This window comes from Streptococcus sp. F0441, from assembly GCF_000314775.2.
In the GTDB taxonomy this organism is placed as follows: domain Bacteria; phylum Bacillota; class Bacilli; order Lactobacillales; family Streptococcaceae; genus Streptococcus.
This window is the reverse complement of record NZ_KB373321.1, coordinates 908279-932418: the sequence shown is the minus strand read 5'-3', so window position 1 is coordinate 932418 and position 24140 is coordinate 908279. Positions and strand designations below refer to the sequence as shown.

At 40.3% G+C, this 24140-nt stretch carries 28 protein-coding genes and 1 other annotated feature; of the genes, 1 reads left to right on the top strand and 27 read right to left on the bottom strand.

Going from position 1 to position 24140, the window contains the following annotated elements:
- Positions 1-186: 186 nt before the first annotated feature.
- Entirely contained in the window at positions 187-471 is a 285-nt protein-coding gene (locus HMPREF9188_RS04480; protein ID WP_009730037.1) for a DUF3270 domain-containing protein, read from the top strand.
- Between the two features lie 63 nt (positions 472-534).
- Here the strand turns inward: HMPREF9188_RS04480 and HMPREF9188_RS04475 are convergent, their stop codons facing one another.
- The 27 genes from HMPREF9188_RS04475 to HMPREF9188_RS04345 all read right to left on the bottom strand — a co-directional run bounded on the left by HMPREF9188_RS04475 (position 535) and on the right by HMPREF9188_RS04345 (position 24073).
- On the bottom strand, positions 535-1872 hold the full coding sequence (locus HMPREF9188_RS04475; protein WP_002876158.1) for a sensor histidine kinase: 1338 nt from the start codon (positions 1870-1872) through the stop codon (positions 535-537).
- Positions 1862-2536: a two-component system response regulator CiaR gene (gene ciaR, locus HMPREF9188_RS04470; protein WP_000590630.1), complete on the bottom strand. Its 675-nt coding sequence runs from the start codon at positions 2534-2536 to the stop codon at positions 1862-1864. The genes HMPREF9188_RS04475 and ciaR overlap by 11 nt, the downstream gene beginning before the upstream one ends.
- A 110-nt stretch (positions 2537-2646) precedes the next feature.
- Positions 2647-5193, bottom strand: a complete 2547-nt coding sequence (locus tag HMPREF9188_RS04465) for a M1 family metallopeptidase (RefSeq protein ID WP_009730036.1) — start codon at positions 5191-5193, stop codon at positions 2647-2649.
- A gap of 122 nt (positions 5194-5315) precedes the next feature.
- Positions 5316-5756, bottom strand: a complete 441-nt coding sequence (locus tag HMPREF9188_RS04460; RefSeq protein WP_009730035.1) for an ASCH domain-containing protein — start codon at positions 5754-5756, stop codon at positions 5316-5318.
- Positions 5753-6601, bottom strand: a complete 849-nt coding sequence (locus HMPREF9188_RS04455) for a putative PEP-binding protein (RefSeq protein WP_009730034.1) — start codon at positions 6599-6601, stop codon at positions 5753-5755. The genes HMPREF9188_RS04460 and HMPREF9188_RS04455 overlap by 4 nt, the downstream gene beginning before the upstream one ends.
- 43 nt (positions 6602-6644) lie before the next feature.
- Positions 6645-7250, bottom strand: a complete 606-nt coding sequence (locus HMPREF9188_RS04450) for a DUF6707 family protein (protein WP_009730033.1) — start codon at positions 7248-7250, stop codon at positions 6645-6647.
- A gap of 61 nt (positions 7251-7311) precedes the next feature.
- Positions 7312-7683, bottom strand: a complete 372-nt coding sequence (locus HMPREF9188_RS04445; RefSeq protein WP_000568347.1) for an Imm51 family immunity protein — start codon at positions 7681-7683, stop codon at positions 7312-7314.
- 241 nt (positions 7684-7924) lie between these two features.
- On the bottom strand, positions 7925-8080 hold the full coding sequence (locus tag HMPREF9188_RS10590) for a hypothetical protein (protein WP_002883126.1): 156 nt from the start codon (positions 8078-8080) through the stop codon (positions 7925-7927).
- A 17-nt stretch (positions 8081-8097) separates the two neighbouring features.
- Entirely contained in the window at positions 8098-8520 is a 423-nt protein-coding gene (locus tag HMPREF9188_RS04435; protein WP_009730032.1) for an SMI1/KNR4 family protein, read from the bottom strand.
- 17 nt (positions 8521-8537) lie between these two features.
- Positions 8538-8873, bottom strand: a complete 336-nt coding sequence (locus HMPREF9188_RS04430) for a hypothetical protein (RefSeq protein WP_009730031.1) — start codon at positions 8871-8873, stop codon at positions 8538-8540.
- Positions 8874-8915: 42 nt separating this feature from the next.
- Positions 8916-9614: a 3-oxoacyl-ACP reductase gene (locus tag HMPREF9188_RS04425; protein ID WP_009730030.1), complete on the bottom strand. Its 699-nt coding sequence runs from the start codon at positions 9612-9614 to the stop codon at positions 8916-8918.
- The gene (locus HMPREF9188_RS04420) at positions 9607-9843 is read right to left on the bottom strand and encodes a DUF2829 domain-containing protein (protein ID WP_009730029.1); all 237 of its coding nucleotides are present in this window, start codon (positions 9841-9843) and stop codon (positions 9607-9609) included. The genes HMPREF9188_RS04425 and HMPREF9188_RS04420 overlap by 8 nt, the downstream gene beginning before the upstream one ends.
- Before the next feature lie 113 nt (positions 9844-9956).
- Positions 9957-10757, bottom strand: a complete 801-nt coding sequence (locus tag HMPREF9188_RS04415) for an EbhA (protein ID WP_156811828.1) — start codon at positions 10755-10757, stop codon at positions 9957-9959.
- Between the two features lie 136 nt (positions 10758-10893).
- Entirely contained in the window at positions 10894-11937 is a 1044-nt protein-coding gene (locus HMPREF9188_RS04410) for a DNA/RNA non-specific endonuclease (protein WP_009730027.1), read from the bottom strand.
- Positions 11938-12104: 167 nt separating this feature from the next.
- Positions 12105-14357: a glucosaminidase domain-containing protein gene (locus HMPREF9188_RS04405; protein WP_009730026.1), complete on the bottom strand. Its 2253-nt coding sequence runs from the start codon at positions 14355-14357 to the stop codon at positions 12105-12107.
- Between the two features lie 110 nt (positions 14358-14467).
- Positions 14468-15454: a dihydroorotate dehydrogenase gene (locus HMPREF9188_RS04400; RefSeq protein WP_198006244.1), complete on the bottom strand. Its 987-nt coding sequence runs from the start codon at positions 15452-15454 to the stop codon at positions 14468-14470.
- Positions 15417-16217, bottom strand: coding sequence for a dihydroorotate dehydrogenase electron transfer subunit (locus tag HMPREF9188_RS04395; RefSeq protein WP_009730024.1), 801 nt, complete (start codon positions 16215-16217; stop codon positions 15417-15419). Before HMPREF9188_RS04395 ends, HMPREF9188_RS04400 begins: the two co-directional genes overlap by 38 nt.
- 247 nt (positions 16218-16464) lie before the next feature.
- Complete coding sequence (gene gloA, locus HMPREF9188_RS04390; RefSeq protein WP_000157143.1) at positions 16465-16845, bottom strand: lactoylglutathione lyase; 381 nt, start codon at positions 16843-16845, stop codon at positions 16465-16467.
- A gap of 58 nt (positions 16846-16903) precedes the next feature.
- The gene (rplT, locus tag HMPREF9188_RS04385) at positions 16904-17263 is read right to left on the bottom strand and encodes a 50S ribosomal protein L20 (protein WP_000124830.1); all 360 of its coding nucleotides are present in this window, start codon (positions 17261-17263) and stop codon (positions 16904-16906) included.
- 51 nt (positions 17264-17314) lie between these two features.
- Positions 17315-17515, bottom strand: coding sequence for a 50S ribosomal protein L35 (rpmI, locus tag HMPREF9188_RS04380; RefSeq protein ID WP_001125942.1), 201 nt, complete (start codon positions 17513-17515; stop codon positions 17315-17317).
- Between the two features lie 32 nt (positions 17516-17547).
- A complete protein-coding gene (infC, locus tag HMPREF9188_RS04375) occupies positions 17548-18078 on the bottom strand; it encodes a translation initiation factor IF-3 (protein ID WP_000848184.1) in 531 nt (176 codons plus the stop codon).
- Between the two features lie 15 nt (positions 18079-18093).
- Positions 18094-18225 (bottom strand) — a sequence feature (ribosomal protein L20 leader region).
- A gap of 155 nt (positions 18226-18380) precedes the next feature.
- Complete coding sequence (locus tag HMPREF9188_RS04370) at positions 18381-19565, bottom strand: hypothetical protein (RefSeq protein ID WP_009730023.1); 1185 nt, start codon at positions 19563-19565, stop codon at positions 18381-18383.
- Positions 19562-20155 carry an ATP-binding cassette domain-containing protein gene (locus HMPREF9188_RS04365; RefSeq protein ID WP_009730022.1) on the bottom strand — a complete coding sequence of 198 codons (594 nt, stop codon included), beginning with the start codon at positions 20153-20155 and terminating at the stop codon, positions 19562-19564. Before HMPREF9188_RS04365 ends, HMPREF9188_RS04370 begins: the two co-directional genes overlap by 4 nt.
- A gap of 32 nt (positions 20156-20187) precedes the next feature.
- Entirely contained in the window at positions 20188-20376 is a 189-nt protein-coding gene (locus HMPREF9188_RS04360) for a hypothetical protein (protein ID WP_050542166.1), read from the bottom strand.
- A gap of 186 nt (positions 20377-20562) precedes the next feature.
- Positions 20563-22803 (bottom strand): DNA internalization-related competence protein ComEC/Rec2, encoded by a 2241-nt coding sequence (locus tag HMPREF9188_RS04355; protein ID WP_009730020.1) that lies wholly within the window; start codon positions 22801-22803, stop codon positions 20563-20565.
- Positions 22787-23437, bottom strand: coding sequence for a helix-hairpin-helix domain-containing protein (locus HMPREF9188_RS04350; RefSeq protein ID WP_000387314.1), 651 nt, complete (start codon positions 23435-23437; stop codon positions 22787-22789). The genes HMPREF9188_RS04355 and HMPREF9188_RS04350 overlap by 17 nt, the downstream gene beginning before the upstream one ends.
- A 66-nt stretch (positions 23438-23503) precedes the next feature.
- Positions 23504-24073 carry a GNAT family N-acetyltransferase gene (locus HMPREF9188_RS04345; RefSeq protein WP_000443758.1) on the bottom strand — a complete coding sequence of 190 codons (570 nt, stop codon included), beginning with the start codon at positions 24071-24073 and terminating at the stop codon, positions 23504-23506.
- Between the last annotated feature and the right edge of the window lie 67 nt (positions 24074-24140).

Below are 24140 nucleotides of genomic sequence, written 5' to 3'. Positions count from 1 at the left end.
TATTTATAATAGAGAAGGTCGGGTCATCTGTTTTAAGTGTAACATCTATGCTATCACTTTCCCCAGTGGGTGTCAAGAAGAGTGACTTAGAAGATGATAAGAGACTTTAGTAGTTTTGTAACAATTCTGTAATAATTCTCTGCATAAAAAATGATAAAATAGTTATGTACTGTTAAGGAGAGAATCATGCCCGCAAGAAAATTAGAAGCTTATGAGTTTGAACAAACTCCCGAATCGAATCAAACTCCGCTTTATCAAGACTATACACTGGAAGCACCTGTTAGCTCCAATTTAAAAGAGATTTTATTTTTTGTAAATATTGCTTGTTTTTGTATTTTTATGGTATTTTTTAGTTTTATCTTTTTAGCCTTAAAATTGAACACAGCTTTATCATTTGTTGCTGCTATGGGGGCAAGCTTGACACTCCTCCAACTCCAACGAAAGATTATTAAACGAAAAATTTCAAAATAAAGGTTGGTACCACTACCAACCTCTTTTCTAGTTAACAAAAAAGACAGTTTTAAAACTGTCTTTTTATTTATTCTTACGTTTGGGAGGAGATTGGATAGCAATTTTAACTTCAAAAATCGTTCCTCTAGGTTTGTTATCTTTAACGGTAATCGTTCCTCGTAAGGCATCTACGATCTGCTTGGCCAAAGATAGTCCTAGACCAAACCCACCTTTCTGACGGGTTCTCGCCTTGTCTACACGATAAAAGCGGTCAAAGATTTTCTTCTTATCGGCAGCTGAGATCCCAATTCCGTTATCCGTTACTGATAGATAGAGGTGGCGATCCGTAGCATGGACCACAAACTCAATTTTCCCATCTTCTTCAGTATACTTGATAGCATTATCAAACAAGATAGTCATGAGCTGTTTTAGGAGCAACTGATCGGTCATGAAGGGACGATAAATCCGATTTTCATATTCAAAAACACGATCATTTTCAGAAGCAATCAACTCATAGTTAGCAAAAGTTGTTTTAAAGAATTGCGGAGAAACTTCTGCTATTTCAGGTTTGATTCCATCATCTCGACGTGCAAGATTGAGAAGATTTGTCGTGAGGAAACGCATGTTGCGAACTTCTTCAAGACTAGAAGCAATGCTTTCGCTGGATTCCATAATCGTCGCTTCTGGTTTTCGAAAGAGAGTCTCTAAACGATTTTGTAAAACGGCCAAAGGTGTTCTCAGTTCGTGGCTCGCATTTTCAACAAAGGACTTCTGCTTTTGCATACTTTCCAGTAAAGGTTTGACACTGACACGTGCCAGGTAAACACTGGCAATTAAAGACAGAAGCCAGAAACTAGCCATCACTACAACAATTAAATGCTCGTGGTTTTGGCTGATTTGCTCAAGCTGGCTAGTATTGATTAAAACCGCCGCATATTTGACATTACTTGAAACAGTGGATGAATTGGTTTCCATCAAGATCATCCGGTAGGTTTCTTCCTGACCGTAGCTATTGACAACTTGAATTTGCCGAATGTGATTCAACTCTTTCTTGTCCAGCTTGATTTTGTCCAAGCCTAAAAAGCGATTGCCCAGTAAGAGTTGGTTAAAATCCTTGTCAAAAAGCAAAACTTCTGTATTGGAGCTAACATTGGGCTTGATTTCAGCCTTGCTGGCATCCGCTGTTGCTGGTTGAATATCCTTGACTTCCTCAGTTGCCCGATTAAGGGCTAATTGGATAACAGCTTGAGGGCTAGTGCTAAGGGCTTGTAGTTTTTCATCTACAGAAGTGTAGAGACTCGAGTGCATGACCTGGAGGATAATCAAGGTCATAGCAGAGAAAATCAGAGTGAACACTCCAAAGTTTCGAATGAAATAGCTGAAATCATCTGCATACCATGTTTTTCTTAGTTTATTGAACATCTTTTAAAATATACCCGACACTACGCAATGTTTGAAGATTTTCAGCAAAAGCTGTACCCTTCAGTTTCTTACGAACTTTTGAGACATAGACTTCTACAACGGAAATCGTCGTATCGCTATCAAATCCCCATAGGCGGTCAAAAATTTGCGTCTTGGGAAGAATAACATTTTGATTTTGAAGGAAGTAAACCAATAACTCAAACTCTTTTCCGAGTAGTTCCACAGGAGTATCTTCCACCTTCACTTCATTCGTTGAAAGGTTGACGACAATATCCCCATAGGTCAAGGTGTTTTCGTTAAACTTACCTGAACGTTTGAGAAGGGCTTGGATCCGCATTTTGAGTTCTTCTAGATAGAAAGGTTTGGTGAGGTAGTCATCCGCTCCCAACTCAAAACCATGTCCCTTGTCATCCAAACTTTCCTTAGCAGTCATGATAAGGACTGGTGTCGTAATTCCTTTTTCGCGCAACTCTTTCAAGACTTGGAAGCCATTTTTTTCAGGCAACATCAGGTCAAGCAAAATCAAGTCATAGACGCCACTTTCAGCTTCGTAGAGACCTTCTTCTCCATCAAAGACCTGCATGACATCTGCAAAATCATCTAAAAAGTCAAATACTGAGTTCGACAGGCCTAGGTCATCCTCTACTAATAAGATTTTTATCATCAGAAACTCCTCCTTGTTATGATTATTATACCAAAATTGCCTTAAAAAAAACTCAACTCTCTCTTCTTTTAAGATAGAAAGTTGAGTTTTTTATTTACATTTCGAACGAATTAAGCTTTAGCATATTGGGCTACAACAGCTTCTACTGTCGCTTTCTCACGCTTAATCAAGTCAACACGCGCTGCAATATCCTTGATTCCCATACGGATGTTTCGACTAAGAGCGAGGTCAGAAAGTTGTGGTTCAAAGAAGGCCTTGTATTCTACCAAGCGTTGCTCTGTCTTAAACACATGAGCAGGAAGGATAACAAAGCTATCAAAGCTCATGTCTCCACCAAGAACCGCCTTAATCCAATCCCAGTTTTCACGCGCCCATACCCAAACAGTTTCTTGAGTAGCTTGGTGTCCGAGGAAATGGAGGTACCATGAAGAAAGGTCTTGTGGTTTCACTACAAATTTATCCTTCCATGAACCAATCAAGGTTTGGATATTGTCAGCATCTGTACTGTATGCAAGAGCTCCTGCCAACTGACGTTTAAAGACCGCATCCGTCGCATGAGTGTAGAGGTCCAGATAAGTTGCGACCAAGTCCTTGGTCTCATGGTGTTTCATTTCATTGATGAGAACTTGAGCACGGATTGCTGCTGGAAGTCCTGCAAGATTATCCTTGTGAGCTGCAAAGATTTGGCTAGCGACTTGACTAGCTTCTGCATCATTTGACCGAATCATCATGGAAATGGTCAACTGACGAACCAATTCGTCTTCATCTGATTCACCATCTTTGGCTTCAAAACCAAGACGGTCATAGTTGTGACAAGCCAATTTAGCAACGAGTGTATTAAAGGCTTTCTCAGTTTCTGTTCCTTCATCGATAAAGCGCTCAAGGGCAGAAATCACTTGAGAAACAGCTGAAACTACCAAGTAAGACTCTTCTTTAGCAAGTTTATCAAGGACTGGAAGCAAGTCTGCATAAGAAATGTGCCCTGCTTCAGCCAACAAACGACGTTCTTGAACGATTTGCAGTTTGCTTGTGTTATCAAGTGTCTCTAGATCAGCAAGAACGGCATCTAACAAGTCTCCTTGATAGTCGGTAATGTAGTGGGCTGTATTTTCAGTGTTGAGACGAAGAGCTCCTTTATTTTCAGCAAGAAGAGCTGCGTAGCCAGGGATTTCAATACTTTCAGTTTCGAGTGTATCTGGCAAACCTTTCCAGTTGCTGTTGAGTGGCACAACCCAGAGACGGTTCTTGTCTTCGTGCTCACCGATAAAGAATTGTTTTTGTGAAATCTTCAAGACATCATTTTCAACTTTGACAGTAAGGACTGGGTAACCAGGTTGCTCCAACCAAGAATCCATGAAGGCTGCGACATCACGGCCTGACGCTTGTCCAAGGGCATTCCAAAGGTCACGACCAATGGTATTTCCATATTGGTGCTTTTCAAAGTAGGCATGCAAACCTTTAGCAAAATCAGCATCGCCGAGCCAACGACGAAGCATGTGCATGAGACGGCTTCCTTTGGCATAGACGATAGCTCCGTCAAAGAGAGTATTGATTTCATCCGGGTGTTTGACTTCAACGTGAACAGACTGAACGCCATCAGTCGCATCGCGTTTAAGTGCCGCTGGAACACCACCTGTTTGGAAGTCTTCAAAGATATTCCAACTTGGTTCGATGGCATCGACACAGACGTATTCCATCATGTTAGCGAAGCTTTCATTGAGCCAGAGGTCATCCCACCATTTCATAGTCACGAGGTTACCAAACCATTGGTGAGCCAACTCATGTGCTACAACTAGGGCAACTTGTTGACGGCTAGCAAAGGTTGAGTTCTCATCCACAACCAAGTAAACTTCACGGTAGGTCACCAGACCCCAGTTTTCCATAGCACCTGCTGAGAAGTCAGGGAGGGCGATATGAAGAGATTGAGGGATTGGGTATTTAACTCCGTAGTAATCTTCGTAAAACTCGATTGAGCGAACGGCAATATCTAGTGAGAAATCAAGGTTAGATAATGGGTGAGCTTTGGTTGAGTAGACACCTACGAGGGTACCGTTTTTAGTTTTAGCGGTCACCCCTTGCAAATCGCCTGCTACAAAGGCTAACAAGTAAGAAGACATGCGAGGTGTTGTTTCAAACTTCCAGATGCCTGTTTTCTTGCGGTTTTCAACGTCAGTCTCTGGCATGTTTGACAAGGCCAATTCACCTTCTGCTTGGTCAAAACGAAGAGCGAGGTCAAAGGTTGCTTTGGCTTCGGGCTCATCCACACATGGGAAAGCTTCACGCGCAAAATGGCTCTCGAACTGAGTAGACAAGACTTCCTTCTTGACACCATCAACTGTGTAATAAGAAGGGTAAATCCCTGTCATGTTGTCTGTGATTTTTCCTGAAAAAGCAATAACCAGTTCAACTTGACCAGCCTCAGCCAATTCAATATGAAGGGCTTCATTGTCATGGTCAACAGTAAATGGACGTGCTTGACCCACAACTTCTACAGAAGCGATTTCCAAGTCTTTTTGGTGAAGGGAAATACGATTACTTTTTGCTTGACCAGTGATGGTCACCTTCCCAGAAAAGGTCTTGGTCTCACGACTCAAGTCTAGAAATAAATCATAGTGTTCAGGAACAAATTGCATAATAAAATGTTCAACTGCTTGCATAGTTTTCTCCTATTCTAAGTTTAAGAGCTGCTGCTCTTCTTCAAACAAACTTATTATATCATGTTTTGCTTAAGAAAAAAGGATTGGACGGTGATTTCCAAAACTTTCTTCCGTCTAACAGTCTACAGTGGGTAGACCTTGCGAAATTCTTCTAAAACAACCTTGCTTTCAGGTGTAAAAGTCAGTCCTGCCTCTCTCAGCCACTCAGCGAAACAGTCCTCATGAACCTGACGCCAATAGGCTAGGGATTTGTCACCTTCCCCTTCTTTGAAGGCATGGTCAGCTGACACTTGATGAAAAGGCTGAACGGAAACCTTTGTAATTTCGATAATACATACAGCCCGATCTTGGCTATCTAAAATGATGTCAAAGGTCCCTTCTTGTGGCAGGGGTTCGTTATCAACTGAATAAAGATCATAGGCTGAGGCGGTTGCAGTCTTTTCGCCTTTTAAAACCAAATCTGCCAAGAGATCGGCTTCCACTCCAAAAGCCCAAGCATCGATTTCATCTCCGATCGATGGGTTGATTTTCTTGTAGGCATTCCACATTTCTTGCGGTGTCATAGGTTGCTCCTTTGTAATTTTTTACTTACTTTTTTTACACGTTTGAGGTGTTCTGGATGGTCAATCTCTAAATTAAAAATCTCTGGAATAGAACTGTAGTGGATAATGCATTTGATACCCATCTGATTCATTTGTTGTATGAAAGAGGCATTCAGATAGCCTGCTACAGCAAAGTCAATTTTTTTCATCCTTGCTTTATCCTGCATCTGTCTCAGCATATCTAACATAATCGGACTTTCTATATCATGCCATTGACTATTTCTCACAGTCGCAAAAACAAAAGAAGTCAAATCATTCATTCCAACTATAATCTTTGAAATACCAGTTTCCAGTATCCTGTCCAAGTCAAAATAAGCTGACGGTAATTCAATCATTGTGCCGATTTTCCCGGTAAAACCATACTCACGCAATACTCTAATAGCTTGTTTTAATTGGTCGGCATCATTGACAAAAGGAAAAATAACAGACAGATTGGGATTGGTTTGATAAACTTCTGTAACGACATTTGCCTCAGCCTGAAATTCATCCGGACACGCCAGTAAACGCCTAGTTCCTCTGTATCCAAACAAGGGATGATTTTCATCCAAAAACTCTTTAGTTCCCACTAAACAATTGGCTTCTGTATTCGTTAATTCTGAAAAACGATACCATACCTCTTCATCTGAATACAAGGAGCAAATAGTGTCTAGATAATCTTTTACAAATTGCTGACAACTTGGTAACAGGATGTTTTGGTTGAGCTCTCTCAACAAGTATTCCCCACGAATCATGCCAATGTGGTGAAATAGTTGAGGATAAACTTTTTCAGCGATTTTCTCGCCACTAAGGGCTAGCTGGTTTTTCATAGCCATTCACCTCTTTCCATCCTTCAAATTTAGCCACACTTCCTCATCCCTTAAAAGGGAAAAGGCTAACAATACCTTGCTCCTTGATAAAGCTTTGTAATCTTTCGATTTGTTCTTCTATTTTAGACTGGATATCCGCCTCGTCCAGAGTTGATTCCGCACTAAACAACTGGAGTTTTAACAAGTCTGCTAAGTAAAGTAAGCGCCATTCAATTTCAGATGTAAAGGTCGAAGCTTGCTCGATTTTTGCAAGCTTTTGTTCCAAGGTATCACCATTCAAAAATCTCTGATGTACTCTCCTTCTTATTTTTCTAGTTGTTTCCTCCCCAGAATCTAGTGGACTTAAAAGGAGATTTTGATAGATGGATACCTGATTTTCCGTCTGCTTTTCCATATAGGCCAACAAGACTATTGAACTCTCAACAAAGGTCCAACTATTATAATCTCCTTCAAAGGGAATTTGTAGCAAAATATCTAACAACTTTTTAGCTAGTTCTTTTTGACCATCTAGATAGAGTAAATAAGCAAGGTGATTAAGAGACTCAAGATAGGAACAGTTGGTCTTCATGTGCTTTTTTAAAATCTTTTCTACATAGGGTTTTAAATCTGGATGATTTTCCACTAGCTCAAATACTTCTATCAGCTTCATCTTAACTCCTTTGTGTCTTTTCCCTAGTCAAATATCTAGTAGTTAAAGCTTTTCTAATCAGCTAATCTAACTCTGCTCGACTAAACAAGTCTATCATAGACTCAGAATCGTCGCAAAACTCCTTAAAACCTAAAGCAAATGTTGCTAAGGCATCAATATTGGAAGAATAGGCACAAAACATACTTCCTTCTGGATCAAAGTCAATAGATTCGCTTAATTCAGGCATTTTTTCCTCTAAAAATATCAAAGCAAGAGATGCCCAATCGTATCCATTTCCTTCGAATCCCTCATCTTCCCGAGTGTCGAATACTTCCTGTCTGTATTCTCCACCAGGATAATAAATGAGCGACCCTCGAACACTTTGTGTCTCTTCATCATGGACTAAAAATTTAAAAGGTGAAATTTTTTTATTTACCATTTTGTAATCTATCATTTCTTGACTCCTTACTGTATTCGCTTATGTTTAATAGAACTATGCAAATCCAGCTTAGTTACTAGGCAAAGGGAATAAAAGTATCATGTTGATTATAATAAATTAAGGCATCGACCAAGTATTCAGGGCTTGCGTCTGGCTTTTCATCCAATGCACTAGAAGGACATCTATCAGATGCTCACCATAATATACCAGATTAAGATTTCTCTCTACTACTTCCACAGGGTAAACATCTTTATCATCAACTACAACTGGATAATCCGACACCAAAATAAAGGCTATCGAGATCCAAATTCCCTTCATCATTGCCATAGAGGCAAAAGTCATCTTGAGTACATTGTTCTAACTTAACTTGCTCTAAAATATCTGCTAGTGAAAAAAATTGGTGTTTACGCATGATTGCTCTTTTTATTTCTACTCATCTTCCACAAAAGAGTTTAAAAATTCCTCAAATGAAAACCATTGACCAAAAATTTCGGCTCTTTCTTCTAAAACATAGTAGTAAACCTTGCCATAATCTTCTTCCCTTAGAGACAGAGCATAGTTGCCAGACCCAGGATCATAGGCAAAATGAAGGAGGTCTTTAGCCTTAAATCCTGCTGGAACAACCTCATCATCAAACCAGTTGAGGGCCTTCTCCATCTCCTCTAGTGAATAAAAAGCATTAAAAGGAAAGAGATGTTTGTCATCATGAACACCAGACACACAAGATTGACTACCATTGTACTTGAGATAAAAGTTTAACATGGCTTCCGGCAATTTCTTTCCAAGGTTCTCCTCAAATTGTAAAAGGTCTTCTCTTGTAATTGCCTCATTCGCATCTGTTGCTCTCAGCATAATTATCCCTCCGATTTTTACAATCTTTCTTCTAAGACCTTGTCAATAAAGTCATAGACAGTTGCAGCAACTTTTTGCATTTCTAAAGAGCCCAAAGCACCCAAATCATTTTCATAAATGCAATCATCAGCATTTTTCTTGATAAAGTAGGCCAAATCTCCCTCTTGACCAATCATAAAGAAGTCTGGTTCATCTACTTCTATCTGATAGGTCTCATTACACTCTAAGAGATCCTCCTTAGCATATAAACAGATACCTGAGTCACCAATCTCATAAGGATCTACTTCGTCCCATTCCAATAAAAACTGATGGTAGAAACTTGGAAACTCAAATCCAAATATATCTTGTTCCATCTTTAACCTCCAATAGTGAACAATGCAAACTGTACCAAAGCATCACTTCAAACTCCAACCACCATCAATGGTCAGAATTTGTCCTTGCATGGCAGATGCGTGACCGCTAGCTAAAAAGAGACTGACTTTTGCAATTTCACTTGGCTCAATCCAGCGCTTTATTGGCGTTTCATTGGCTACCCAGTCAGCCAACCCACCTGGCTCAAAGTCCGCAGCGGTCATAGCTGTCTTGACCGCTCCCGGAGCGATACCAAAGACCTGAATCCCAGCTTCTGCATAGTCTAGAGCCAACTGCTTGGTAAAGCCAGCTAAGGCATGCTTAGACGAGGTATAGGCGTGACCACCTCCACCAGCTAGGCTAGAAGCAATCGAACACATATTGATAATGATTCCCTTTTTACTTTCCAGCATTTGTGTCAAATAATGTCGTGTCATCTCAACTGGAGTCACATAGTTGATTTCAAAGATTTCTTGAATTTCCTGCGCTGTCTGTTCCAAAAGTGGTTTGTAAGCATCCAAAACTCCAGCAGTATTGCACAAAACATCCACCTGAGGACACCAGTCAAAAACAGGTTTCAAGTCTAATGTCAAATCCCTCTGTAAAAAGTGGAAATCACCATCTAAAACTGGATTTTCTCCCTGATCTACACCATAAACTTGATAACCCTTCTCTAAAAAGAGGCGAGCTTGAGCAAGTCCGATACCTGAGCTCACTCCCGTAATCAATACACGTCTAGTCATGCACTTCTACCCAATCCGTCGCCAAAACATCACAAGGTGTCGGGCTCCACATGGAAAAACCTTCCCCTTCTCCAGACACGTTGATTAGGAAATAAGGCGTCACTTCAAGTGCAACCCCATTTTGCTCGATGATGTCAAAAAGCTGCACATAGTTTTCAGCCCCTCCCCAACCAGTTCGTACATATTTTTTCTTAGCCTTTAATCCAGGCAAGATTTCTTCAAAAGTCATGATGTTCTCCTTTAATGCTACATTATTAATTTAATTATAACAAAAAACCGTTTCCCAACGGCTTTTTGACGGTATCTTAGTTCAATAAAATTAATAGCTATCCAATTTTTTTATTATTTCAGTTCAATTAATTTATTGTAGATTTTCTCAGTCAGTTCTTTCTGTTGCGTTCCTGTTAGATGGTGCGAGGTGCGAATTAATACAGTTCCATAAACATAGTGTGATCCCGGATTTAAAGCAGTTCCATCAAAAGCACTAATATAAGTATTGCGCTTTTCTGCATCTTCTTTTGTCTTATAAACCTCTATATTTCCACCAGCATCATTACCTTTTTGAACAATATCTGAGCCTTCTACAGATTCATTCACTTGCTTGTCAACAAAATATACAGACGCTGTATACCCACCTTGTTTATTTAATTTTTTATTAGGGTCATTATCCTCCGTAACAGATTGTACTCCAGTAATTGATTCAATTTCTTTGAGTCTTTCTTCAATAAAAGAACTTGAAGGATTTGTAATTTGTTTTAATTGAAGAATGCTATTTTGATAGTGAATCAATTTTTCAGATAAATTCTTTTTTGTTTCACTATAATCTAATGGTTGACTTAATTCTTCAATTTGCTTCTCAATCTTAGCAGTCGCTTTCTCCATTTCTGGTACTTTACGAAGTGAATCTTTGCTATCCTTTATAGTTGATTTCAATTCTTCCAATGTCTTAGAATCAAGAGGTTCTTCATCATTATCAACAACCTTTTCAGCCTCAGCTATTTGATCTTCAACTTCTTTATTTTTTTCATTTAAATCCTTTACTACATCTTCAAACTTAGTTACAGCAGCTTGATGTGGTGCATAGGATAAGAAATAGTATCCTAGACCAGAAATTCCTATGATGAGACACATTGACAATATCATTATTTTTTCTTCATTTCAATCTCCAAAAAGTATTTAATATCTTCACAATTTTACTATAATACATCAATACATCAAAACAAGCAACAAAAAAACCGTTTCCCAACGGCTTTTTGACTGTATATCTACTAAATTCTTCCTACCACTGCAATCCAGCTTCTCTGATTTCTTTCTTAGAAGCAAATTTACCATTTGGTCTGTGCCATCTCCCTTTTCTATCTCTGAAGTAGCCACCTGAATTTGTTGATTGCGAGTTTGATTCCTGGCTTTCTTCCTTTTCTTGTGCGGCTTGGCGAGCTTTTTCTTGCTCTTCTTCTTTTGCTTTCTTTTCAGCTGCTTCTTTTTCCTCAGCCTCTTTCTTGGCTTTTTCCTCAGCTTCCTTCTTGGCTTTTTCCTCAGCTTCTTTCTTAGCTTTTTCTTCTTTGTTTTCAACTGTATTTTTGGCAGTACCATCCAAATAATTGATTTCCGCATTAGCTGAAACATTGTCTAAAACGACATGCGTCACTGAATACTGATCAACCTTTTCTTTACTACCACCCACCTTGATTTCCAAGAGTTTGCCATTTTCATCTATTCCCACATACTGCAATTCAATCTGTCTCGGGATCAATTCGTCCTTTTGATAGATTGGGGTCACCTTATAATCAAGATAGTAGTTTGGGTGATTGGCCAACCAGGAGTCCAATCGATTTTCATAGTAAAGCATGCTTTCTTGATTAGTGTTATCTGTTCCATAATATGTTCCAGCATTGAGCCAGTTAGTCATAGGAACCAAGTTTTTCTTTTCATCATTCAATCCACTAAACTGGTACCCAATCAAATGACCTCGATTCATTAACCATGCCTTTTTAGAACCATCTCCATAGTAAAAATTATAGTTATGCCAACCAACCGGGTTATAACTTATCTTAGGCTCTCTCTTCTCAGTTGGCTCATCGCTGTCCTTAAGTTGAATATGAGCACCCGTTGCGCGTGATTTAGAATCCAATTCCCCAAGTTCTAGCTGCTTTTCATTTTTAAAAGGCAAGAGTCCAGCTTCTTTAAACAACTTCTCATCAAACTTGATTTGCTTCTGTTCAATTTTTTCTTCTGGGACCTTTGATTCCGCCTTATGTCCAGAACAAGCAACTAGTGTTGTGATTGAAAGCAAGGCAATTGAGAAGGATAGTAACTTTTTCATAAAATTCTCCTTTTTATATAGTAATTAGATTAATATCTCCTATTACATTTTACTATCATTTTGTTAATTGTTCAAGAATAAAGAGACTGTTATTATACTATTTCTCCTCCAATGTCCAAAACAAAAACGATAACTACTTTTCAGTAGTTACCGCTGATTTCTTTTGATTAGTCTTTCCAACCAAGTTTGCTGTTGATAGTCATCATGATGCTGGCTATCTTCTCACCCCAGTATGGATCAGAAGCATAGCGAACATTCATCCCGGTTGCTTTATTTCCAAGGTGGTCTCTGCCGTAGTCAATGTAATTCTCACGGATCCACTTGGCCGCTCCGAGAATCCCTTTGTCCACATCATCAAAGCTCTTAGCTGAAAGATATGGGCTAGTATCATAAGCCGCAATACCAAAGAAGTTGTTCTTATCTCTGGAAATTTGACTGCGTCCCCACGCACTTTCAAGGGCACTATGGGCCATTAGGTAAAGGGCATTGACACCATAGCGTTCCTCAGCTTCTTTGAAAGTCGCTCCTTTACCCGCAAGAGGACTATCCTGCAAGTTCATCATCGAATACAGTTTATCCAATTCAGCTGCACTATAATTACTTGGTTCTCTCAGGTTTTTATAAAGGAAAGGATTTTTAATGGTAAAGCCGTCAAAATGTTCCCCATCAGTTGAGTAGTACTTCTTACCAATAACCATAGCAGATGTGTGTGGAGCTACTTTGATACTCGTGTAAGGAGAGAGTTCATGGTAGAGGAATTTCCCATCACTAGTATAATGAGGGATAAACTCGCTTCCTTCATCCACTGCTGTCAAATCACTTTGATTCATATAGCCAGACAAGCCAGAAATCGAAACTGCAAGTCGGCCACCTTTTCGCGTCAAGCTATCCAGTGAAACGATGCTTCCCTGATTAATGTAACTCAAGATATCTCCAGATGCACTATAGACATAAGCCGTGATTGGTTTTACCTTATAATACTTGGTTTTATCCGCAACATGCCATTTACCTGAGGCATCCAAGGTATGACCATCTACAGTCTCGTTTTTTGCCATATAACCGCCTGATTTAAGGTAGTACCATGATTGATCGGATGAATCGTAGATTAATTCTTTCTCAGCCATCTTCCCATTTGACTTGAGGTAGAACCAATTGTTCTTGTACCACACCCACTCACTTGCAGCCATATAACCGCCAGATTTGAGATAGTAGTAACCATTATCCCAGATCCATTCTTTATTGGCATAATTTCCATCAGAGTTGATATAGAACCATGAGTTATAATTCTTGTCAAAGAGCCAACCTTTACCAGCTTTTGCTCCACTACTCGTCACATAGCTGCGGTCAATCCAAGTTTCTGTGGAGAGGTAGCCACCGGATTTGAAATGGTAATCCTTACCTTTGATGATTTGCCAACCTTTTTCAGCATAGGTTCCGTCAGCTTTCAAGTAAAACCAAGAGTTATAATTTTTGTCAAAGAGCCATTCCGATTTCAGCTTAACTCCACTTTTAGCAACATAGAAGCGGTCAATCCAGCGCTCAGTTGAAAGATAACCGCCTGATTTGAAATGGTAATCTTTACCTTTAATCGTTTCCCAGCCTTTTTCGGCATAGCTACCGTCTGCTTTCAAGTAAAACCAAGAATCGTAATTCTTATCAAAGAGCCATTCCGATTTCAATTTAGCTCCACTTTTAGCAACATAGAAGCGATCAATCCAACGCTCGGTAGAAAGATAACCGCCTGATTTAAAATGGTAGTCCTTTCCATCTATGGTTTGCCAGCCATTTTCAGCATAGGTACCATCTTGTTGAATGTAGAACCAACTGCTATAGTTGTCATCATGGATCCAACCTTGTTTGACCTTTTTACCATTTTCTGACAAATAGTTCTTACCAAGCCAAGTACTTTTCAGCATTTTACCTTGAGAATTAACGTAGTATTGGTTCTCACCTTGAGTGACCCATTCATCTTTGGCCATCTTGCCATCTTCTTTAAGGTAATATTTTTCCTGTCCTTGAGTAATCCACTCGTTTTTAGCTCTCTGACCATCAGCCTTAAGGTAAAGCCAGCTCTGTCCTTCTTGGTCAAAAAGCCACTGGTCCTTGGCCTTGGCACCATTAGCATTGACATAATATTGGTTGACCCAAGTATTTGTAGCCAAGATTCCATTAGCATCAAAATAGTAGTCCTTACCAGCAACAGTCAACCAACCGTTTTCCGCACGTTGACCATCATCTTTAAGATAAAACCAGTTCTGATGCGTTTGGTCAAAAAGCCATTGCTTGGTTGCTGGCTTCCCATCTGCTTTGAGGTAGGTCTTTCCTTGCCATGTACCTTCTTCAGCTCTTGCTGTCTCCACTACAGTAAAAAAACACCCCAATAAACCAGCACTTACTAGGGCCACTTTCCATCGTTTCATTTAAATACTCCAATAACGTTTTCTAAACCCTATTGTAACATAGTTAACCGACGGAAATATTACAAATTGATGAAGATTCTATTTCTTGTTGACAATAAGGAAGACCTAGCTTATCTCAGACTGGCTTTGACTTCCTTACGGAGATCTTCCAAACTGCTAATGCCATATTTGTCCATAACTTTTGGTAAATTTTCGATGATATCAGGACAGGCATAAGGATTGGTAAAGTTGGCTGTTCCAACTCCGATGGCAGACGCTCCAGCCAGATACATTTCTAGTGCAGCCTCTGCCGAATCCACTCCTCCCATTCCAATGATGGGCAGGTCTGTTGTTTGGGCAACTTGACGGATGAGTTTGAGGGCTACTGGAAAAACTGCTGGGCCAGACATTCCACCCGTTCCATTGGCCAAGATTGGTTTGCGAGTTTTGAGGTTAAAGCGCATACCGACTAGAGTATTGATCATGGTTAAGCCACTTGCCCCTGCATCTTCTGCGGCTTTGGCGACGGTGACAATATCTGTTACACTAGGAGTAAGCTTGACATAGACTGGCACATCAGAGGCTTCCACAGCCGCTTTTACCACTTCATAAGCCAAGTCAGGATCTTGCCCAATCAGAAGTCCATGATTGCCGTGATCTACATTCGGACAAGAGATATTGAGCTCGATAGCTTTTACATTGGCTGCCTTGGAAATTCCTCGAGAAACGGCAGCGTACTCTTGTTTTGAAAAGCCAGCTACATTAGCGATGATAGGAAGATTTGGGTATTCTCTTTCCAACCAAGGAAGTTTTTCAGCCAAAACAGCTTCTAAACCCGGATTTTGCAAGCCGATTGCGTTGAGCATACCAGCAGGTGTCTCTGCCACCCTTGGAGTTGGATTGCCAAAACGGGGTTCAAGTGTCGTTGCTTTGATCATAATAGAGCCTAAAAGGTCTAAATCATAGTACTTAGCATACTCTTGACCAAAACCAAAACAGCCTGATGCTGGAATGATGGGATTTTTCAAATCCAATCCTGGTAGAGAAACTTGTAAACGATTTGTAGTCATGACTTTCTCCTTATAATACAACCGTTCCTGTACGGAAAACAGGGCCATCTTCACAGACACGTTGGCTGACCGTCTCACTATCTGGCACTCTTAGAACGCAGGCATAGCAAGCACCCATCCCACAAGCCATACGAGATTCTAAAGATAGATAGGCTCTTGGATGATCATAAAAGGTTTGATTGATGTACTTCATCATTCCCGGAGCCCCACATGAGTAAACAGCATCAAATTGACTGTCTAAATCATTGATGACAACAGAAACATTTCCCTTGATGCTATAAGAACCATCATCTGTCGTTACAAATACCTGACCATATTGGGCCAATTCGGTTTCGAGAATAACAGCATCCTTAGTCGCAAAACCGAGGACTGTCACTACTGTCACCCCACGCGCATGCAATTCCTTAGCCACCTCAAGCAAGGGTGGAACACCAATCCCACCACCAACGAGGAGAACTTGGCTCTGATTGTCTAAATCAGACAAGTCAAAACCATTTCCCTGAGGCCCCATCACGTCAAGAGTATCTCCCTGACGTAAGGTTGAAAAAATAGCTGTACCAGCACCCTCAATCCGATAAATGAGATGACACTGCTTCTTATCCTTATTGATAGACGAAATTGAAATAGGACGGCGCAAGAGATGGGCGTCATCAGGCACACGCAGATGAAGAAATTGGCCGGCTCGCATGGCTTCAACCATCTCCCCTTCTAGGACTAATTCAAAGATTGCTGGCGCAATTTCCTCTTGTGCAACCACCTTCATGGTTTCCAAACGAATGGCACCCAAACGTTTTTTACATGTGGGATTCATGACTTTTCCTCCTTAAATTTAAGGGGACCAGATAAAGAAAAGGCCTTGCAGTAGCAAGGCCTCAGTTAGGTTAGGCTAGAACTCATGCGTACACTAAAAAAAGTCCCCACAGAGAGTTCCCTATCCCTTTTATCTGACACCTTGTGAGTCTCTCTGGACTCCCCTTAAAGGTTAAATTTTTATTAGTATACTCTTTCAAAGAAAAAAAGTCAAGTAGAAAACGAACATTCTACTTGACTTCACTGGGTTATTTTTCACGAATGACTTCGACCTTGTAGCCATCAGGATCCTTGACAAAGTAATAGTTTGGTGGGGTTCCTGGTAGGCCTTTTGGCTCTGTAACCTCATAGCCTTTAGCACTATGTTCTTGATGAAGAGCTTCAAGATCAGGTGTACTGAGGGCGATATGGGCGAAGCCATCTCCTACCACGTAAGGGCCGTGGTCATAGTTATAGGTCAATTCCAACTCGTAGTCATCACCCTCAAGTCCTAGATAGACAATGGTAAAGGCATAATCTGGAAAATCCTTGCGACGTAATTCTTTAAAACCAAAAGCGTCTTGATAAAATGCGATTGATTTTTCAAGATTTTCTACTCGCAAACACGTATGTAGCATTTTTGAAGCCATCTTTCTCTCCTTTATGTCAAAAAAGACTGGGACAATCCTGTACCAGTCTTAAAAGTGATTATTTACCAAGTTTTGCTTTAGCTGCATCTGCAAGAGCTGTGAAAGCTGCTGCATCGTTAACAGCCAAGTCAGCAAGCATTTTACGGTTAACTTCGATTTCAGCCAATTTCAAACCATGCATCAATTGTGAGTATGAAAGTCCGTTCAAACGAGCTGCCGCATTGATACGAGTGATCCACAATTTACGGAAGTCACGTTTTTTCTGACGACGGTCACGGTATGCATAGTAGTAAGAGTTCATTACTTGTTCTTTTGCAGTACGGAACAAGATGTGTTTAGCTCCATAGTAACCTTTTGCTAATTTAAGAATACGTTTACGACGTTTGCGTGATACAACGCCACCTTTAACACGTGCCATGTTTTATTTCCTCCAAATATTTCCTAGAATTGTTTACTTACTGTTAGGCTATTATTTCAAGCGAGTAAGCATTGCTTTGATACGTTTGAAATCTCCTGAATGCACCATAGATGCTTTACGAAGATGACGACGTTGTTTCTTAGTTTTTCCGTGGAAACGGTGAGAAGTGTAAGCACGGAAACGTTTAAGTCCACCAGAACCTGTACGTTTGAAACGTTTAGCTGATGCGCGGTGTGTTTTTTGTTTTGGCATGATTTTTTCTCCTTTATTTAACTTTCTGACAATTATTTTTTGTCAGTTGCTGGCGCCAACTGCATGAACATTTGGCGTCCATCCATCTTAGCTCGTTGTTCGATGATTGCAATATCTTGTGTTGCTTCAGCAAACTCAGCTAAAACTTTTGCACCAATCTCTTTATGGGTAATCATACGACCCTTAAAGCGAATAGATACCTTAACTTTATTTCCCTTCTCAAGGAACTTGCGTGCATTGCGAAGTTTTGTGTCAAAGTCACCCTTGTCAATAGTTGGACTCAGACGAACTTCTTTCACAGTAACAACACTTTGTTTTTTACGTTGTTCTTTTTGCTTTTTCTGATACTCAAATTTGAACTTACCGTAGTCCATAATCTTAGCAACAGGCGGTTTTGCTTGGGGTTGAATCAATACTAAGTCAACATTTGCACTATCAGCCAATGCTTGCGCTTCGCTGAGTGGCTTGATGCCTAGCTGTTCTCCCTCAAGACCGATCAAGCGAACTTCACGTACACGAATTTCATCATTGATGAATAAGTCTTGCTTTGCTATGGTTTTCACCTCTTTTTTATTATTAGAGAAAAACAATAGCGGACTCGTAATAATACAAGCCCGCACGTTATGATAGCGTTTCTTAGAAACTTTTCATCCGTAGGGCCAGGCAACTTGATGTCACAAGGCGAGAAGCTCTCACTTCTGCTTTTCTCAACTTTTATATGATACCAAGTTTTCTATCCCTTGTCAAGATAAAAAGTCAATTTTTTAAAAACTTTCTGTTTTCTTCTTGATGTCCACATCAAAAAGAGAGAATCAAGTTGATTCCCTCTCTATGTTAGTTTTTACTTATTTTCCCTATAGGAAAGCTAGGATCTATTAAAAAATTCTTTTTTCTGTGAACTTCCCCATCTTTCAATAAATAGAATCCCCACTAACAAAAGGATAATCAGGCAAGGAAGTAAGACCATCCCCATGCTCCAATTTAGATTGATATTATCAATTTGCTTAGGTAATCTTCCAGATAAAATCTCTACTGAACGCAAGTAAGTAAAGGGAATCAGATGTGCAATACTCTGAAGAGGCTGGATTGTTTGGATACCAAACAACAAGCCAACAATCCCAATGAGTGAAAGAAAGAGAACAGGCATTTTTTGCTTGAAAAAGTAAGCAATCAAGTAGACGACTTCCACAATGACGATAAAGGCTAAGAAAGCTAATAGCAAGCTAGGAAATAACACATCTTGTATTTTTCCAATAGTTACCTCTTGATTGGTTAAGCTATAAATAGGGTAGGGATAATCTAACTGTCCAAAACCACTTATCAGACTTCCCACTAGAAAAGAAAATCCACAGATTCCAATAAACAGCACGGTTACATAGCTCACCCCAACTCCAAGAGAGGACATGGCAAATGTCGCTTTTGAAAAAGGATATAACTGAGCTGTATCGAGATGATTTTGATATCTTTCTGCGAACAGTTGTGTTAGCATAAAAATAATAGCAACCACAAACAAGCTTGGGATGATAAGCTCTAAAATCCAGACAATCTGATCAATCCCGTGGGTCGGATAAACTAAATTGTGGGCTTTTATGTTCAAGGGATATAGGGCTTGGTAAGTCTTTCGTTCGCGGTCAACCGCCATTTTAAAGTCAGAGCTAGAAGTCGGTTGCTTCGATACAATTTCATAACTCTTTTCCTCAGCTTGCCACTGCAAATAGTAGGCTTCTTTCCAGCGTCCTTCTTTTAACAAAGCCAGAATTTCTTTCTTTTGAGTCAAAAGATTTTTTTGCAATTCTAAATTACTTTCAGCAATCTGGTATTCCTCCGAGCTGATGTCAGATATTTGGGAGAGTTTCTCTTCATATCCATTGATGACTCTCTCACGGTCTACAAGACTAGTTTCCAACTCTCTCTCCAAGCTGACGGAGTTTGCAGTCTGACTATTAAAATAAAAGGTAACACCGAGTCCAGATACAAATAAAGCTAAGATAATCCAGTTTAAGCGACTTTTGAAAACTTTCTTTAACAAAAATAGGCTAATATCTTTCATAACGGAACCTCTTCTATCTGCCCCTGACGAATGGTTACGATGCTATCGCAAATCTCCATTAACTCCTCTTTGTAGTGGGAACTCAAAAGAACCAGCTGTTCTTTTCTATCGATTTGTGCCAGCCTATCAAAAAACTTCTGTCGATAATACTCATCTAAGCCATTTGTTATCTCATCCATGAGCCAGCATTTCGCCTGACTGAGGAAATACATAGCAATCACCAAGCGTTGCTTCATGCCTAAGGAATACTTGCGAATGGGAAGACTGATATAGTCAGACATTTCCCAATAGGCAATTTCATCCCTCAAGTTCAGGTCTGACTTCCAGATGTTTTTTATAAGACGAAGGTAGTCCATCCCACTTAGGTTTCCATCCAGCCATTCAACGCTCTCATAATAAAACAAAGAAGGAGGGGCTGCGATATGTCCACTACTAAGGGGAAGTAGCTTGCTCATAGCTCGGAACAGGGTCGTCTTTCCCGAGCCATTGATAGCAAGAAGGCCATAAATCCTGCCTTTTTTAAAGGTGAAATCCGCATCTTGCAAGATGACTTGTCGCGTTTTTAAGGCAACATGAGTAAGAGTTATCATATACAGCCCTCCTTTTTCTCACTCTTTAACGATTAATAACCTCCGCTGTAGTAGTTTATGACTTCATAACGATCGTAATTCCAGCCAGAACCAATTTTATACTCAGAATAGCCTTCATAACGAGACCATGACGGAATCCAAGCATATTGATGGTCGTGATAGTTGGTACTATATTCCCACACGGTATTCCAATCATACCAATAACTCTTAGTGACTCTCACAGCAGATACACTGGACTGAAAAAGACCAATAGATAACAAACTAGCTAATAAAACGACTTTTGCTGATTCTTCATGTTTACATTGCATTTATATCACTACTATTGAAAGCACTTTCATTATATCGTTTTTCTCAGTATTATGCAACAGATTTTTAGTTTATTTAACTAATATATAACATTTTTCTTCCTAACGAACGCTTTCAATTCGCCAACTATTCCACCCTGTAAAGCGGATAGCCCCTTGCTGGTCAGTTCGGTAAATCTTACTCTTGATACTTTCTAGTCGTGTCAAGGTTTCCTGATGGGGGAGTTTCGCACGATTGTTTTTTCCAACTGAAATGAAAGTAATTTCTGGTTTGAGTTTTTCTAGGAAAGCTGGATTTGATGAGGTTTTAGCACCATGTTGGCCTGCTTTCAAGACATCCACATCTAGGTCAGGATATTGCTTCAGCAAGTCCTTCTCTCCTTCCTCTTTCAAATTTCCTGTGAAGAGAAAGTGCCTATCCAAAAGTTTTCCATAAAGAACCAGAGAATTATCACGCTTCCCATCTCCAATCTTCCCTGGAGATAGGACTTCTAAGTGACTGCCAAAAATCGGTAAATTCTCCCCTGCTGTCACACTGCGTACCTTAGTTTGGCTTACTTCTAATTCTGCCACAAATTCCTTCTGTGTCAGACTTCCTTTTGATACTAAAATCTCTCCGACATGGAAAGCCTTGGTCACCTCCAGTAAATCTCCAACATGTTCCCTATCTGTGTTGGTCAAAATCAGCTTATCAATCTTATCTACTCCTCGACTTTTTAGATAGGGAATCAAGGTTCGCTGGGCATTGCTAGTCGTTGCCTTTTCTTGCCAAGCCTCGATTTTCTTATCAGATTCTGCCTTGCCCCCCACATCTATAAGCATAGTTTTACCAGTTACATCCCGTAGAAAAATGCTTTCACCTTGCCCCACATCCAGCATGGTGATTTCATTTTCCAGTGGATGCTTGGTCAGGAAAAAGAGCCCCACAATAAAGAGACTGAATCCTGCTAGTCTTTTGATGTTTTTCCTCATATCATAGACCAAGGCTAATGAAACTAAGAGAAGAATCAAAAGCCATGCGTTGGGTTGTCCAAAGACCAAGGGCCTGCTTGCCATCTGCGATACCAAGCGAATGATGTCCTCCAACCATTCAAAGACAAGGTTAAGCTGAGTGACTGGGTAAACAAAAGACAGGATAAATAAGATGGACAAAAGTGGTAAGAATACCAAGTCAAACAGAAAGGAAAAGACAAGGGTTAAGAGAATTGACCAAGGTTGAAATTCTGCAAAATAGAAGGATAAAAGGGGCAATATTCCTAAAGAAATGGCCAGACTTTCTCTGGCAACAGCCTTGAGCCCCTCCCCTTCTTTGCTGGTCATGGTCAAGATAAAGGCGTAGGCACAGGACAAAACCCCTCCAGCTGTCAAGAAAAAGTTGGGCATGATGATAAAGAGGGCAAGGACTGTTAAGGCAAAATTATCCAAGCCCTTGTAGCCATGTTGGGCCAGTAACTTTTGCAAGAGACTGCGAATGACCGATGCTGAAAATCCTGTCAGACCAGCATAGATAAGAGAAAAGGGATAAGTCAGCCACTTCAACTTTTCTTGGGTCAAGCCCAATCGTAAGAGGAGTTTCTTAAAGGCATCCATGAAAAAGCCCACCTGCATACCCGACAAGGCAAAGAGATGGATAATTCCTAGACTGGAATAAAGCTCATTCATCTCCTCAAAGTCCGTGTCCAAATGTCCCAGCAAGAGCCCCGTCATATAGTTGCGCATGGGGTCTGGAAAGTGCGTCTTGATCCAAACTACAGCCCTTCGACGTAAAGCCGACAAATTTTCACCTATATCCCAACTGCTAACTTTTTTAAGTGACTGGATGCTCTTGATAGTCAGTGTCTGGTAAATCCCTTGAGTTTTCAGATAGGCTTGGTAGTCAAATCCACCAAAATTCCTCTGCCCTTCTGGCTCGGACAGTTTTCCTTCTAGTTCAATCTCATGAAGATCTGTTAAGGCCTGAAAGTGCTCTTTCTCTTCCTCGGACTGGAGTTTATAGTAAACTTGGAAGGTGAGGCCTTCAGCCTTGCCCCGAAAGGACAGACTATCTCCATTGACCTTAATAGTGTCAGGCAAAATCCGTACCCTCTCAACAGAATCCACTAGGTTTTGACTAGCTTGTGTCTGTTGCCAAGTTTGAAACAGAAACCAAAATCCAAAAACTCCACAAATAGCTAGAACTTTTCTAGCCGATTTCCAAGGAAATTGGAAAAAGAGACAGACAAGCAAAAAAACAAAACCTAGCAGTGCGAGATAGGACGCTCCAAAAATGGCATAGTAAAGCCAGAGTAACAGAAAACTCAGATAGATTAGGGGGATAGGGGAATTCTTAATCCACTGTGACATAATCTTTTAGCTTTTCTATGGTCTTAGCGCCAATGCCAGAGACTTTCTTGAGTTCATCTACCGACTTGAATTTGCCATTTGCCTCACGATGGTCAATAATATCCTGAGCTCGTTTGCCACCCAGTCCCTTGACCTGCTTGAGTTCTTCCAGACTAGCTTTATTGAGGTTGACCTTCTTTCCTTTACTTGTCGAGGGAGTCGTTTCAGAGGCAGCCTGCTGACTAGCTGCTTCTTCTCCCTTAGTTGGAACATAGACAAGAGCCTCATCACTGACTTTCTGAGCGAGATTTAGCGATTTGCTATCTGCCCCCTCTGTCAATCCACCAGCTTTCTGAACGGCATCATGAACCCGACTCCCTACTGGCAAATCATAAATCCCTGGCGATTTAACAGCACCTTTGACATCTACTGTAATCAAATCTTGTTCAGGAGACTCTTCCTTTTCTTCCTTCTTCACTTCTTTTTCAGAAGTTGAATCCTTTGAAACAGATGCAACTTCTGCCTGTAAATTTGTTTCTTTCACAGGTGTTTGTGAAGTTGGTTTTAACAAGAAAAAGCCGCCTAAGGCCAGACCCAAACCTGCACAGATGACAATGATTTTATACTCTTTGATTTTCTCGATAATTGCTTCCATATTTTCTCCTCTCTTAGATTATTCGTAAGAGGAAGAAAAAACAGTCGAAAATTTCTTTTCAACTGCTTATTTATTTGCAAAATAGTCTTCCTTGGTCAAGACATAATGAACTCTTGTGACGATTCGTCCTGGCTCTTTTTTGTCCATTCTGGCATAAGGTTCTTCGTGGGAAAAACGCATACCTGATTTCTCCATGACCTTGCCTGATGCGGGATTATCCTTATCGTGAAGGGCAGTCAACTTGTTCATGCCTATCTGCTCAAAAGCCAGCTCAATCACCGCACGATTGGCTTCTGTCGTCAATCCTTGATTCCAATACTTTTTATTGATAATGTAGCCAATAGCTGCCTTCCTCAGAACAGGATCAATCTTGTGTAAGTCAATGGTTCCGATAAACTGACCATTGCTTTTTAGTTCGATTCCCCAGCGTCCCAAGGGATTGGCCAAGTAGTACTGAGCGATGTTGTTCTTGGTTTCTTCTAAGCTTTGATTTGTTGGAAAAGTGTAGTGTGTATTTTCTCTGTCTGAGGCATACTGAAACATAGCTTCCGCATCATCCAAGGTTACAGGTCGGAGCAATAAACGCTCCGTTTCTATAGATGGATACTGGGCAAATTTCACAAATATTGATTCCATACTTTTCCCTCCATTAAATCTTGATTCTCACTAGTCTAGCATAAATAAATTTGGATGACAAGTTTTT

Excerpts from the sequence above, each read along its gene's own strand:
- HMPREF9188_RS04395 (WP_009730024.1), bottom strand. The coding sequence starts at position 16,217 with ATGAATCCCACATGTAAAAAACGTTTGGGTGCCATTCGTTTGGAAACC.
- gloA (WP_000157143.1), bottom strand. The coding sequence starts at position 16,845 with ATGGCTTCAAAAATGCTACATACGTGTTTGCGAGTAGAAAATCTTGAA.
- HMPREF9188_RS04370 (WP_009730023.1), bottom strand. The coding sequence starts at position 19,565 with ATGAAAGATATTAGCCTATTTTTGTTAAAGAAAGTTTTCAAAAGTCGC.
- HMPREF9188_RS04450 (WP_009730033.1), bottom strand. The coding sequence starts at position 7,250 with ATGAAGCTGATAGAAGTATTTGAGCTAGTGGAAAATCATCCAGATTTA.
- HMPREF9188_RS04420 (WP_009730029.1), bottom strand. The coding sequence starts at position 9,843 with ATGACTTTTGAAGAAATCTTGCCTGGATTAAAGGCTAAGAAAAAATAT.
- HMPREF9188_RS04480 (WP_009730037.1), top strand. The coding sequence starts at position 187 with ATGCCCGCAAGAAAATTAGAAGCTTATGAGTTTGAACAAACTCCCGAA.
- HMPREF9188_RS04455 (WP_009730034.1), bottom strand. The coding sequence starts at position 6,601 with ATGAAAAACCAGCTAGCCCTTAGTGGCGAGAAAATCGCTGAAAAAGTT.
- HMPREF9188_RS04475 (WP_002876158.1), bottom strand. The coding sequence starts at position 1,872 with ATGTTCAATAAACTAAGAAAAACATGGTATGCAGATGATTTCAGCTAT.
- rplT (WP_000124830.1), bottom strand. The coding sequence starts at position 17,263 with ATGGCACGTGTTAAAGGTGGCGTTGTATCACGCAAACGTCGTAAACGT.
- HMPREF9188_RS04355 (WP_009730020.1), bottom strand. The coding sequence starts at position 22,803 with ATGTCACAGTGGATTAAGAATTCCCCTATCCCCCTAATCTATCTGAGT.
- HMPREF9188_RS04400 (WP_198006244.1), bottom strand. The coding sequence starts at position 15,454 with ATGGCCCTGTTTTCCGTACAGGAACGGTTGTATTATAAGGAGAAAGTC.
- HMPREF9188_RS04415 (WP_156811828.1), bottom strand. The coding sequence starts at position 10,757 with ATGATATTGTCAATGTGTCTCATCATAGGAATTTCTGGTCTAGGATAC.
- ciaR (WP_000590630.1), bottom strand. The coding sequence starts at position 2,536 with ATGATAAAAATCTTATTAGTAGAGGATGACCTAGGCCTGTCGAACTCA.
- HMPREF9188_RS04430 (WP_009730031.1), bottom strand. The coding sequence starts at position 8,873 with ATGGAACAAGATATATTTGGATTTGAGTTTCCAAGTTTCTACCATCAG.
- HMPREF9188_RS04435 (WP_009730032.1), bottom strand. The coding sequence starts at position 8,520 with ATGCTGAGAGCAACAGATGCGAATGAGGCAATTACAAGAGAAGACCTT.
- HMPREF9188_RS10590 (WP_002883126.1), bottom strand. The coding sequence starts at position 8,080 with ATGCGTAAACACCAATTTTTTTCACTAGCAGATATTTTAGAGCAAGTT.
- HMPREF9188_RS04460 (WP_009730035.1), bottom strand. The coding sequence starts at position 5,756 with ATGACACCGCAAGAAATGTGGAATGCCTACAAGAAAATCAACCCATCG.
- HMPREF9188_RS04350 (WP_000387314.1), bottom strand. The coding sequence starts at position 23,437 with ATGGAAGCAATTATCGAGAAAATCAAAGAGTATAAAATCATTGTCATC.
- HMPREF9188_RS04425 (WP_009730030.1), bottom strand. The coding sequence starts at position 9,614 with ATGACTAGACGTGTATTGATTACGGGAGTGAGCTCAGGTATCGGACTT.
- HMPREF9188_RS04345 (WP_000443758.1), bottom strand. The coding sequence starts at position 24,073 with ATGGAATCAATATTTGTGAAATTTGCCCAGTATCCATCTATAGAAACG.
- HMPREF9188_RS04465 (WP_009730036.1), bottom strand. The coding sequence starts at position 5,193 with ATGCAAGCAGTTGAACATTTTATTATGCAATTTGTTCCTGAACACTAT.
- HMPREF9188_RS04445 (WP_000568347.1), bottom strand. The coding sequence starts at position 7,683 with ATGATAGATTACAAAATGGTAAATAAAAAAATTTCACCTTTTAAATTT.
- rpmI (WP_001125942.1), bottom strand. The coding sequence starts at position 17,515 with ATGCCAAAACAAAAAACACACCGCGCATCAGCTAAACGTTTCAAACGT.
- HMPREF9188_RS04365 (WP_009730022.1), bottom strand. The coding sequence starts at position 20,155 with ATGATAACTCTTACTCATGTTGCCTTAAAAACGCGACAAGTCATCTTG.
- HMPREF9188_RS04405 (WP_009730026.1), bottom strand. The coding sequence starts at position 14,357 with ATGAAACGATGGAAAGTGGCCCTAGTAAGTGCTGGTTTATTGGGGTGT.
- HMPREF9188_RS04410 (WP_009730027.1), bottom strand. The coding sequence starts at position 11,937 with ATGAAAAAGTTACTATCCTTCTCAATTGCCTTGCTTTCAATCACAACA.